Origin of the sequence: Ochrobactrum soli, assembly GCF_003664555.1 — a bacterium.
Classification (GTDB): domain Bacteria; phylum Pseudomonadota; class Alphaproteobacteria; order Rhizobiales; family Rhizobiaceae; genus Brucella; species Brucella teleogrylli.
In genome coordinates, this window is sequence record NZ_RCHH01000003.1 from 644,905 (window position 1) to 656,614 (window position 11,710).

Here is an 11,710-nt window from a genome sequence, read left to right on the forward strand (position 1 = left end):
ATTTCCTTGCTTTTTCGGCTGTACCGTGGATAAATCATTCGTGATCTACCTTTGAGCTTATTGACTATAGCATCGCAAATCGTGTTTACAAACAGATATGTATGTTTAATTGGCCGCACCTCATGGGCACCACCGGGGCGACAGCAAGGGCAACACCCATCATGACCATCCATCGTTCTATCCGGCTTTTTGCGGCGGGAGCCGCTTTTCTTGTTTTTGCAGGGCAGCCTGTTTTTGCACAGGCACCCGCAGGCGCACCGCCTGCGCAGGTTTCTGTCGTGACGATCAGACCGCACGACGTGCCCGTTACCTATGAATATGCAGCGCGCATCAGCGCCTATCGTAACGTGCAGGTTCGCGCCCGCGTCGGCGGCATTCTCCTGCACCGCAACTTCGTCGAAGGCACCGAGGTGAAGGCCGGCGAAGTGCTGTTCGAAATCGATCCGGCGCCCTATCAGGCCGAGCTTGAAAAAGCGCAGGCTCAGGTTGCGCAGGCGCAGGCGCAGTATCAGCAGTCCATCCGCGATGCCGAGCGCGCCGAACAACTGGTCCAGCAGAAGGTGCAGAGCACGGCAGTCCGCGATACGGCCTTCGCGACCCGCGATCTGAACAAGGCCGCTGTCGCCGCCGCGCAGGCGCAGTTGCGCACTGCCGAACTCAATCTGAGCTATACCAAGGTGACCGCGCCGATCAGCGGCATTACCAGCCAGGAACAGGTGTCCGAGGGCAGCCTTATCGGCACCGACGCGACATCGAGCCTTTTGACCTCGATCACGCAGCTTGATCCGGTCTATGTGAATTTCTCGTTCACCGACACGGAAGCCGCTGAAATCCAGCGGCTGCGCGCCGAACGCGGCGCGACGGGCGAGGATGCCGACCGTCTCAAGATCAAGATCCTGTTCGGTGACGGACAGGCTTATGACCATGAAGGCACGATCGACTTCACCTCGTCGTCGCTCGATACGGAAACCGGAACGCTCGGCGCCCGCGCCGTGGTCCAGAACCCGGATCGCCGCCTGATCCCCGGTCAGTTCGTGCGCGCCGTCATTCTCGGCATTCAGGTGAAAGACGCCGTGACGATCCCGAAGGCTGCCCTGATGCAGGGTCCGCAGCTGCAATTCGTCTATGTCGTGAACAAGGACGATGTCGTGGAAGTGCGCCCGGTCACGGTCGCGCGTGAACTCGCCGACGAATGGCTGATTTCCGATGGCCTCAAGGAAGGTGACCGCATTGTGACCGAAGGCGTCATCAAGGCGCATCCGGGCGCCAAGGTGCAGCCTGTCGAGGCGGCGGCTGCCGGCAACAAGGAAGCATCGTCGGCTGAAGCTGGCAAGGAACAGGCGGCAGGCAGCAAATGAATAAGTTTTTCGTAGACCGCCCCGTTTTCGCGGCGGTCATATCCATTGTGCTTGTGCTTGCGGGGCTTATCTGCATCCGCATCCTGCCGATCGCCCAATATCCGGAGCTGACACCGCCGCAGGTGGTGGTCACCGCGACCTATCCGGGTGCAAGCGCGGAAACGGTGACGCAAACCGTCGCCGCGCCGCTGGAGCAGCAGATCAACGGCGTCGAGAACATGCTTTACATGCAGTCCTCGAGCCTTGGCAGCGGCACCATGCAGCTGACTGTGACCTTCGCGCTGGGCACCGACCCGGATCAGGCCACGATCAACGTCAACAACCGCGTTCAGCGCGCGACCTCTTCGCTTCCGCAGGAAGTGCAGCGTCTCGGCGTGACCGTGGACAAGCGTTCCACCACCATTCTGGGCATGGTCGCCATGTTCGCGGAAGAGGGACGCTATGACCGTACCTATGTCGGTAACTATGCGCTTTTGAACGTCATCGACGATCTGAAGCGTCTGTCGGGCGTGGGCGATGTGCAACTGCTCGGCAATATCGATTATTCGATGCGTATCTGGCTGCGCCCGGACAAGCTCGCGCAGTATAATCTGACGCCATCCGACGTTCAGACCGCCATTCAGGAACAGAACGCGCAGTTTGCTGCAGGTCGCTTCGGCGATCAGCCTGATCCGCAGGCCGGTCCGTTCACCTATACGGCGACGACGCAGGGCCGTCTGCCGGATACAAAGGCCTTCGAAAACATCATTCTGCGGTCCAGCCCCAATGCGGCGACGTTGCGTCTGAAAGACGTGGCGCGCGTGGAACTTGGCACCGAAAGCTATCTCGTCGATAGTAATCTCAATGGAACGCCCGCCGTTCCGATTGCGATCTATCTGCAGCCGGGCGCAAACGCGCTCAACACGATGGAACTCATCCAGAACCGTATGGATGAGCTGAAGGCCAGCTTCCCGGCGGGCATCAATTATTCCATCCCGTTCGACACGACCAAGTTCATTAAGGTTTCGGTCGAGGAAGTCATCCACACCTTCATCGAGGCTATTATCCTCGTTGTCCTCGTGGTGTTCATCTTCCTGCAAAACTGGCGCGCAACGCTTATTCCCGTTATCGCGGTGCCGATCTCGATCATCGGTACATTTGCGGGCATGTATGTGCTGGGCTTCTCGATCAACCTTCTGACCCTGTTCGGTCTGGTTCTTGCCATCGGTATCGTCGTGGACGACGCCATCGTGGTGCTTGAAAACGTCGAACGTATCATGACGACCGAGAAGCTCTCGCCGCGCAAGGCCGCCATCAAGGCCATGGGCGAAGTGACGGGGCCGGTTATCGCGATTGTTCTCGTGCTTTGCGCGGTGTTCATTCCGGTTGCCTTCATGGGCGGTCTCGTCGGTGAAATGTACAAGCAGTTCGCCGTCACCATCGCGATCTCGGTGGTGCTGTCCGGTACTGTGGCGCTGACCCTGACACCGGCGCTCTGCGCGCTGATCCTGAAGCCGGGACATCATGAGCCGATCCTGCCGTTCCGCATCTTCAACCGATTCTTCGACCGGGTTACGGAAGGTTATACGGCGGGCGTTCGCTTCTTCCTCAAGCGCGTTGCCATCGGCCTTTTGATCTTTGCAGGTCTTCTGGGCAGCACGTATTTCCTGTTCCAGAAGGTTCCAAGTTCGCTTCTGCCGGATGAAGATCAGGGCTTCCTGTTCAGTGTCGCCATCCTGCCTCCGGCCGCCTCGCTGGAACGTACGACGGCGGTTCTCAATCAGGCGAGCGAAAATATCCGCAAGCATCCAGCCGTGGAAAACGTGTTTGCCGTTTCGGGTTTCGACCTCTTGTCGGGCGGTCTGAAGACCAGTGCGGGCACCATGTTCATCATGCTTAAGGACTGGAAGGAACGCACGACGCCGGATCTCGACGCGCGCAACCTGCCGGGCGCCATCATGGGCATGAATGCGGGGATCAAGGACGGCCTTGTGCTGGCCTTCAACCCGCCGCCGATCCTCGGCCTCAGCACGACCGGCGGTTTCGAACTTTATGTTCAGGACCGTACCGGCGGTGGTGTGGAATCGCTGACCAATGCCACGAAGCTGCTCACTGATGCAGCCGCCAAGCGGCCCGAGCTTGCAGGTGTACGCACGACATTCGATCCGAATGTTCCGCAATACGACATCCAGCTTGACCGCGAAAAGGCCAAGGCGATGGGCGTGCCGATCAACTCGGTGTTCACCGCCATGCAGGCGACCTTCGGCAGTGTCTATGTCAACGATTTCACGCTGTTTGGTCGTAACTATCAGGTCAATCTGCAATCCGAGGCAGAGTTCCGCCGCGATCCAAGCGATCTGAAACACGTGTTCGTGCGCGCCGACTCCGGCAGCATGATTCCGCTGAGTGCTCTTGTGACCGTCAAACGCATCGTCGGTCCCGACCAGCTCGAACGTTTCAACGCGTTCAACGCTGCAAAGGTCACCGGCAACCCGGCGCCGGGCTACACCTCGGGCGACGCCATCAAGGCGATGCAGGAAGTGGCGGCGGAAGTGTTGCCGCAGGGCTTCCAGATCGCGTGGACGGGTTCCGCCTATCAGGAAGTCACGACCAGCGGCACCGGCACGCAGGCCATGATTTTCGGTCTTCTGATGGTGTTCCTCATCCTGGCTGCCCAGTATGAGCGCTGGAGCCTGCCGCTTGCCGTTATCACGGCGGTGCCTTTCGCAATCTTCGGCGCGCTTTTGGCCACCCATCTGCGCGGACTGACCAATGACGTCTATTTCCAGATCGGTCTGGTGACACTCATCGGTCTTGCGGCAAAGAATGCGATCCTGATCGTGGAATTTGCCGTGCTGGAACGCGAGACGGGCAAATCCGCCTTCGATGCGGCATTGTCTGCGGCACGCCTGCGTTTCCGCCCGATCGTGATGACCTCGCTGGCCTTCATTCTCGGCGTGGTGCCGCTGGCAATCAGCTCGGGCGCAGGCTCGGCCAGCCGTCACTCCATCGGTACGGGCGTTATCGGCGGTATGCTGGTTGCAACCTTCGTTGCGACGCTCTTCATCCCGATGTTCTACAGCATCATCGCGCGCAAGCCGCCGAAGAAGCCTGAGGACGAGGATGATGCAATCGAGCAGACGCCATCCCATGATGCGCCGAATGGCTCGGCCGGCGGTCTCTGACCGCTAGCCCTGAAACCAAAAAAGCAAAAGCCCCGCTATCCGGCGGGGCTTTTCATTTGCTCAAAATCTTGTTTCACGAACATCCTCACCGGGATGTCCCCAATGGTTTACAGATCACGCCACAGCAGCCCCGGTCTCCTCAAGCCGGGTGAATTGCGTTCTGACCCGAAAACCGCTCAGTGCAGCAGCGAGCCGATGCTCTGGAACAGTGCCCAGCCGAGAAACGCCGCCGGTACGGTCAATGCTGCCAGCATGATCCCCAGAAAGACATATGCCGCTTCATTCGGCGAGCGTTTGGTTTGTTCCGGAGTTTTGTGCCATTGTGCGGGAACGCCATCAAACATCGTATAAATCCTCCTTCTCCCCATGACAGATTAGGGATCAGGCGGTTGTTTCTTCAAGTCAAAATAAATCGATGTATTTAAACTTATGTTTGTGGTAAAAGCGGCGCGTAACTGCTTGATATCGGTCGCTTTATCAACCTTTTAGCGGCTGAAATTTACCAAAAGTGCTTGATAGTAAACATTTTTACTTTATTACTGTAAGTATTGTTCTGTCGGAAGTTTCAAAAATTTGTGAAATCCGAAATCGTTGAGTCTATGCTCTGCGTCAAAATGGCACGCATGTTTGGCCCCCTGTGGGGAGCGTGTGCAGCAAATGCCGTCATTTGAAATGCGCATTTGGGCGTGGGGTGGCCGAAAAGTGTTATCCGGCTGATTCAACCCGGGCTCAGTAAAAGCTTGTCGGGAAATAACGCAGGTACAATTCGGTCAGGACGCCCTTTTGCTGCAAGGCTTGCAGCGCATTGTTGATGGCGCTGGCGATGGCGGCGTTCTCGCTCGTCACGGCGATGCTGAGGCCGGTTCCCAGATATTGCGGCGCGAGATAGGGGCCATCGGTCAGGGCGCAGCAATTGCCGCTTTCGGCATCATTGAGCCAGAAGGACAGCGCCATGCCGTCGTCGAACACGCTATCGAGCTTGCCGCCTTTCAGGTCGGCCAGCATGGCTGCGCGATCCGGATAGGGTTTTGCCAGCGCCTGTGGGAAATAGCTCTTGAGCAATTGCTCATGCGCGGTGCCCGCAACAACGCCAACTGATTTGCCGCGTGTTGCCAGCGAGGCGGGCTGGTTAAAGCTCTTGCTTTTTTGCGTCGCGAAGCGGGCGGGCAGGCGCATATAGCTGCGCGAAAACACGAAATCCTTCCTCCGCGCTTCGGTGGGTTGCCAGCCGCCGATGATAGCCTCCGCATCACTTTTCAGGACACGGTCTTCCAGCTCGTTCCAGGGGGCTGCTTCGATCTGGCAGATATCCTCGATGCCGAGCTGGCGGCAAAGCGCCTTGGCCAGATCGACATTATAGCCGGAGAGCTGCCCCTGATTGTTGAGCGTGTTGAACGGCGGAAAATCCACTGTGGTAATGAAACGCAGCCGCGTGAGCCGTTGCAGCGAAGGCAGGGGCAGGCGTTCCCTCTGGTTGAGGAAATCCGGAGCAGCCGGTGCCGTCTGCGCAAACGCGGTCGGGCTCGCCGCCAGCGCGCCAGCTAAAATCATCAAGCTTGAAAGACACCGTTTCATGGGCAGGCTTCCTATCAGCTTCGGCATAATTTCGCGTTAACGCGCAACTTGCAAGAGTTGCATAGTGAATGGCGCTTAAAATAATGGTTGCATTTTTATAATATTTTTTTACTTTAAAATTTCAATAAAAGGCGAAGAGAAAGGTAGTAGTGCATAATTATATTCTACTATTATAAATCAATAAAATAAATATATCTGATTTATATTTGTCGAACGTCGGGGGGCGTTATGAATAACGGATCGATTGGCTTCGATCTGGAGATATGCGGCGCCATATCTGCCAGATTGCAGCGGCGCGGAGTTGCACGATGTTCGCTTATCGGGGCTTATAGCGAAGCCGTGCGCAACGGGACCACATTCTGCGCCGAACTTGTTCAGCAGCCCGGCATGACGGAAATTGCGGTTTTCGAAGCGATTGCAGACCTGTTGGGGCTGGAGTTCACGCAGGCAATATTGCCGTCTCGCGTGTTCATGTCGGATGAAGAGGGCTTGCTGCGGCTCACCGATGTCGCGCAGGTCACGACCATCGGGCCGGATGGCACGACATATCTCTATATTGCGCCGGCGGAGCATCGGATCAGGAGCCTGCTTTAGCATGTGCGTGCAAATCCGTCGCTGCGCAGGCGTATCCGCATCTGCACGCCTACACTTCTCAGGCAGATCTTGCGACGGCGATACCGCGCGCGGCTGATTGAACGGGCGCGGCAGATGACGCCGCAAACCCTTTCGGCAGCCCGCGTCTTGCATAGTTGGCAAGCCTTCGTCATTGCGATGGCGCTTTATCTGCTGATCGCCGCCCTCATCAACTGGCCGCTCCAGACTTTTCTTGCCATCCATGTCCTGATGACGCTGTTCTTCTTCGGCTGCGTGCTGATCCGGCTGTTCGCGGTGACGAGCGGCGGGCGTCTGTGCTTTGTGGAACTCTTCCCGCTGAAGAAAAGTGAGTTGCCGGTCTATTCCGTGCTCGTGCCGCTTTATCGGGAAAAAGAGGTAATCGGCCAGCTGATTGCCGCGCTCAACGGGATCCACTGGCCACGCAGCAAGCTGGAAATCAAGCTCGTCTGCGAAGAAGACGATGTCGAAACCCGCGCCGCGATAGAGCGCCACACTCTGCCTGCGAATTTCGAGGTCATTACCGTGCCGCCGGGTGGGCCGCGCACCAAGCCGAATGCACTGAACTATGCATTGCAATTTGTGCGCGGCGAGATTGTTGCGGTGTTCGACGCCGAGGACCGCCCGCATCCCGACCAGTTACGCGAGGCATGGCAGGCTTTCCGGCGCGACGGCGGGCAGCTTGCCTGCGTGCAGGCGCCGCTGATCATCGGCAATTTCCGGCATAATCTTTTGACGCGCATGTTCGCCTTTGAATATGCGGCACTGTTTCGCGGGCTTCTGCCATGGCTGGCCAGCCGGGGGTTGGTCATTCCGCTTGGCGGCACGTCCAATCATTTCCGCCGGTCGTGTCTCGAAGAGGTCGGCGGCTGGGATGCTTTCAACGTAACCGAAGATGCCGATCTGGGCATTCGTCTGGCGCGCTATGGCTACAGTATCGGCATAATCAGTCGAGGCACCATCGAGGATGCGCCTGAGGATTACGCTGTCTGGCGCAAGCAGCGCACGCGCTGGATCAAGGGCTGGATACAGACATGGCTGGTGCATGCCCGCGACCCTTACACGGCCTTGCACCAGCTTGGCGGCTGGCGCTTTGCGATCAACCAGATTTATACGCTTGGCATTATTGCTTCGGCGCTGCTGCATCCGTTCATGCTGGTGACGCTGATCGTCCTGGTCGTAAAGCTGCTCGCGCAGCCGCTGACGCCCGCCAGTCTCTGGCTGCTGGTACTGGATGTGGTGAATATTCTGCTGGCCTATCTCAGCTTCTATCTGCTCGGCGCAAAAACCATGGAGCCGACAGAACGCGGCGGTTATGCCTATCTGCCGGGAATACCGATTTATTGGGTGCTGATTTCGCTCTCGGCCTGGCGGGCGCTGTGGCAGCTGGTGCGCAAACCACATCTTTGGGAGAAAACGCCGCACAGGCCGAGTATTTTTTACTTGGATGCCGTCGACTGCGTGATGAATGCCGAACCGCGCCCGATAATGGACTGATCTTCCGGGCCGATGGCGTCGAGGTCTCGTCCGTCATAGGGGAGGGTCAAAAGGATACGCCGGATGGCGGCCAGTCGTGCGCGCCGCTTGTCGTTGGAGCGCACGATGGTCCATGGCGCATAGCCGCTGTCGGTGCGTTCCAGCATGGTGTGGAGTGCTGCGGAATAATCATCCCAGCGCGAAATACCGGCCACATCCATCGGCGAGAATTTCCAGCTCTTGAGCGGGCTGTGGCGGCGCTCGTGAAAGCGTTTCAGCTGCATTTCCTGCCCGATATCGAGCCAGAATTTGAACAGGTGAATGCCGTCCGTCACGATCATCCGTTCGAAATCGGGCGTTTCGGTGAGGAAGATTTCAAGCTGCGCAGGAGTGCAGAAGCCCATCACCGCTTCCACGCCAGCCCGGTTATACCAGGAGCGGTCGAAGGTGACGAATTCGCCCGCCGTGGGGAAATGCGCCACATAGCGCTGGAAATACCACTGCCCGCTTTCGGTGGGGGTGGGTTTTGGCAGGGCGACGTTGCGCGCGGTACGCGGGTTCATGAATTCGCGGATGGTGAAGATGGTGCCGCCCTTGCCAGCCGCATCGCGCCCTTCAAAGACGCTGATGACGCGTCCGCCGGTCGATTGCAGCCAGTATTGCAGTTTGACCAGCTCGATCTGCAGGCGTTCGAGCGTCGCCTCATATTCATCGCTCTTCATGCGGGATGAATAGGGATAGCCACCGGACTGCAGCGCCTGATCGTCAATCCAGTTGGGAAGCTTGGGATCGTTGATATCGAACTTGCGGGTTTCGCCGCCGATTTTCAGCTTCAGCGGCTTATCAATAGCTGGGATATCGCTTTTCTTGTCGTTCTTTTTGTTAGCTGTCTTCGAACTGTCACCCACGGCAATTCCCTTTCGTTTATATCAATCCATGATATGGGCAGATAAGAAGTTGCGTAAAGACGTCGCTGTGGATTTTGGGGCAGATCTTCGGCACGCCTGAGGGACAAGAATGAGTGAAAACAACCGCCATACCGAGGATGCCAAGACCGCCCAGACGGCGCAGGTTCAGGAATCGTCGATTTTTGCGCCGCTAGGCAGGGTAAAAGGCGTTCTCATCGTCAGCATGGTTCTGGCGGTCTGCGTCATGGCTCTGGAACTGCCATTCTGGTTCCGGGCTGCGCTTCTGGCTCTGGTGGTGCTGGGGGCGGTGTGGGTCGCGAATGAAGTCGGTAGTGGTGAACCCGAAGCGGCTCCGGTCAAGGACGAAGACCACAGCGAAATGGCCGGTGTTTCCGGCGAGCGGCTGGCCGATCTGCTTACTGATCCGATGATCGTTTTCGACCATGGCGGCACGGTGCTGTTCGCCAACGCGGCGGCGCTTGAAGCCTTTCAATCGCTGGAAAGCGGAACGGCGCTCTATCTGCGCTTCCGCGCCCCGGAAATGCATGCGCTCATTCAGGGCGTTATTGCCGATGGCGAGCCCCGCAGCATCGAATATTTCGAGCGTGTGCCAATCGACCGCTGGTACAAGGCCATGGTCAAGGCGCTGCCGGATATGGACGGGCGGCCCGAACTCTTCGTGCTCATCTTCCGCGATCAGAGCGAGACGCGCCGCATCGACCGCATGCGGTCCGACTTTATCGCCAATGCCAGCCATGAATTGCGCACGCCGCTCGCCTCCTTGCGCGGTTTCATCGAAACCTTGCAGGGTCCGGCGCGCAATGACGTTGCCGCCCGCGACCGCTTTCTCGATATCATGCAGAAGCAGGCCGAGCGCATGTCGCGTCTGATTGACGATCTCCTGTCTCTGTCCCGGCTGGAAATGCGGGCGCATCTGGCGGTCAATGAAAGCGTCGACCTGACGGCTGTTATCAACCATGTCACCGACACGCTGACCCCGCTTGCCGCCAATCTGGGCGTGGCCATCGAACGCAATCTGCCGGATCGTCCGGTGCTGGTCACGGGTGCCCGCGACGAGTTGATACAGGTGTTCCAGAACCTTGTCGAAAATGCCTGCAAATATGGGCAGGGCGGCAAGAAAGTCATCGTCAAGCTGGAGACGGATGAAACCGGGAGCGCGCCGGAAGTCGTGGCTTCGGTGCAGGATTTTGGGCCGGGCATCTCTGCCGAACATCTGCCGCGTCTGACCGAGCGGTTCTACCGCATCGATGTGGAAACCAGCCGGGCGCAGAAGGGCACCGGGTTGGGGCTTGCCATCGTCAAGCATATTCTGGCCCGCCATCGCGGACGCCTCGTCGTCCGCTCGCAGCTTGGCGAAGGCTCCACCTTCATGGTGCGCCTGCCGAAGCGCGAGGGCTGAGCGTTCAGCGCGAGAACCGGCGCAGCAATTCCCATTTGAGCGGGCGAAGCCGCTGATAAAGTCGGGTGGAGCGCAGCGATCGTAACAGTTGCTGGCTTGCCAGAGACAGTTTCCCGCGCGCTGTCCGGGCGGCAACATAATCGCGCAAGGGGATCGTGCGATCTGCGAAATCCTGCTTCCACGGCTCATTGCCGAAGCCGAGATCGAAACAGGCGTAATTGTCGGTTTTCAGCGCTTCGATCAGGCGCAGGATCAGCACCTTGCCAGGCGAATATTTGTTCCAGACACCATCTTCGAAAGTGGTGATCATTGCACAATAATGCCCGTTGCGCGTGACGCTCCACATGGTGGCGACCACCTCGTCGTCCATGGTCAGGGCGGAGAAATGCAGGGCGTTGCGGGCGGCGAGCGGTTCCGTCACCAGCTCGAAGAACTGGCGCTTTTCGGGATGAGCGTCGAAGCCCGGCACGCGGGTTTCCACGAAGCGCCGCTGCTTCTGCCGCAACATGGCGTCGAGAATGGTGGCGCGTTCTTCCGGCGTGCGCGTGACGAGAAAGCGATAGCGGCCTGCCTGACGCAGCGCCTTGGCGCGCTTTTTCAAGGTGCGCAGGCCGCGGATCGATGCTTCGATATCGGGCTGTGCCCGGTCGAGCGTGATCCATTGCGTTGCCTCATCGCAATCGCGGTTGGAAATATACCAGAACGGATTGGGGCGGCCCTCGATGCTTTCCGGCATCTTGTCGAAAGCCGCTATGTCGAAGGGCGGCAGAGCGGCGATAATGGATTGCAGCAGCGCCTCCGCACTTGCGGCATCCCATGTCTGCCCATGGTCGAAAAGGATCGGCGCATTGTAATCGGCCACACCGTCATCGGTGAAGGCGAGGACGCGCGCGCCATGTTGCTGCTGGATGTAAAGGGGGACAAAAAGGACCGGGCGCCGGTCCTGGTCGCGCACCTCGACCAGACAAAGCTGGGCCTTGCGGGCTTGGCCATAACTCGCTTCCCAGGCGCGCAAAAACGTTTTCGACTGAAAGACGAACAATGCGCTGCCGCTGCTGTCATTTGCATCGGGCCAGTCTTCGGATATATCATCAACGCGACTGTGTACTTCTATTTGAAAATTGGCATTCGACATCAGTAGCCTTGAAATATCTGTTTGCTTTGCCGGTTGATAAGCTTATCCGCCAATATGCACTG

7 protein-coding genes and 1 pseudogene are annotated in these 11,710 nt (G+C 58.2%); 4 read left to right on the plus strand and 4 right to left on the minus strand.

The features are described from left to right. Window positions 1–161: 161 nt before the first annotated feature. Window positions 162–1,358, plus strand: coding sequence for an efflux RND transporter periplasmic adaptor subunit (locus D8666_RS08435; RefSeq protein WP_109368330.1), 1,197 nt, complete (start codon window positions 162–164; stop codon window positions 1,356–1,358). Further along, the gene (locus D8666_RS08440) at window positions 1,355–4,522 is read left to right on the plus strand and encodes an efflux RND transporter permease subunit (protein ID WP_109368331.1); all 3,168 of its coding nucleotides are present in this window, start codon (window positions 1,355–1,357) and stop codon (window positions 4,520–4,522) included. Before D8666_RS08435 ends, D8666_RS08440 begins: the two co-directional genes overlap by 4 nt. A 176-nt stretch (window positions 4,523–4,698) precedes the next feature. On the opposite strand, the gene D8666_RS24185 is transcribed toward D8666_RS08440, so the two are convergent. Together D8666_RS24185 and D8666_RS08445 are read right to left on the minus strand one after the other, a co-directional pair. Continuing rightward, the gene (locus tag D8666_RS24185) at window positions 4,699–4,866 is read right to left on the minus strand and encodes a hypothetical protein (protein ID WP_167836049.1); all 168 of its coding nucleotides are present in this window, start codon (window positions 4,864–4,866) and stop codon (window positions 4,699–4,701) included. Between the two features lie 385 nt (window positions 4,867–5,251). Beyond that, window positions 5,252–6,097 carry a transporter substrate-binding domain-containing protein gene (locus D8666_RS08445; protein ID WP_109368332.1) on the minus strand — a complete coding sequence of 282 codons (846 nt, stop codon included), beginning with the start codon at window positions 6,095–6,097 and terminating at the stop codon, window positions 5,252–5,254. Window positions 6,098–6,325: 228 nt separating this feature from the next. On the opposite strand from D8666_RS08445, the pseudogene D8666_RS08450 reads away from it, so the two are divergent. Then, window positions 6,326–8,206 (plus strand): annotated as a pseudogene (locus tag D8666_RS08450) (glycosyltransferase). On the opposite strand, the gene ppk2 reads toward D8666_RS08450, so the two are convergent. Continuing rightward, window positions 8,149–9,093, minus strand: a complete 945-nt coding sequence (ppk2, locus tag D8666_RS08455; protein WP_109368334.1) for a polyphosphate kinase 2 — start codon at window positions 9,091–9,093, stop codon at window positions 8,149–8,151. The pseudogene D8666_RS08450 and the gene ppk2 overlap by 58 nt on opposite strands. A 109-nt stretch (window positions 9,094–9,202) precedes the next feature. On the opposite strand from ppk2, the gene D8666_RS08460 reads away from it, so the two are divergent. Beyond that, a complete protein-coding gene (locus tag D8666_RS08460) occupies window positions 9,203–10,513 on the plus strand; it encodes an ATP-binding protein (RefSeq protein WP_109368335.1) in 1,311 nt (436 codons plus the stop codon). A gap of 4 nt (window positions 10,514–10,517) precedes the next feature. On the opposite strand, the gene D8666_RS08465 is transcribed toward D8666_RS08460, so the two are convergent. Then, window positions 10,518–11,648: a GNAT family N-acetyltransferase gene (locus tag D8666_RS08465; RefSeq protein WP_109368336.1), complete on the minus strand. Its 1,131-nt coding sequence runs from the start codon at window positions 11,646–11,648 to the stop codon at window positions 10,518–10,520. Window positions 11,649–11,710: the final 62 nt, after the last annotated feature.

Excerpts from the sequence above, each read along its gene's own strand:
- D8666_RS08435 (WP_109368330.1), top strand. The coding sequence starts at position 162 with ATGACCATCCATCGTTCTATCCGGCTTTTTGCGGCGGGAGCCGCTTTT.
- D8666_RS24185 (WP_167836049.1), bottom strand. The coding sequence starts at position 4,866 with ATGTTTGATGGCGTTCCCGCACAATGGCACAAAACTCCGGAACAAACC.
- D8666_RS08460 (WP_109368335.1), top strand. The coding sequence starts at position 9,203 with ATGAGTGAAAACAACCGCCATACCGAGGATGCCAAGACCGCCCAGACG.
- D8666_RS08445 (WP_109368332.1), bottom strand. The coding sequence starts at position 6,097 with ATGAAACGGTGTCTTTCAAGCTTGATGATTTTAGCTGGCGCGCTGGCG.
- D8666_RS08465 (WP_109368336.1), bottom strand. The coding sequence starts at position 11,648 with ATGTCGAATGCCAATTTTCAAATAGAAGTACACAGTCGCGTTGATGAT.
- D8666_RS08440 (WP_109368331.1), top strand. The coding sequence starts at position 1,355 with ATGAATAAGTTTTTCGTAGACCGCCCCGTTTTCGCGGCGGTCATATCC.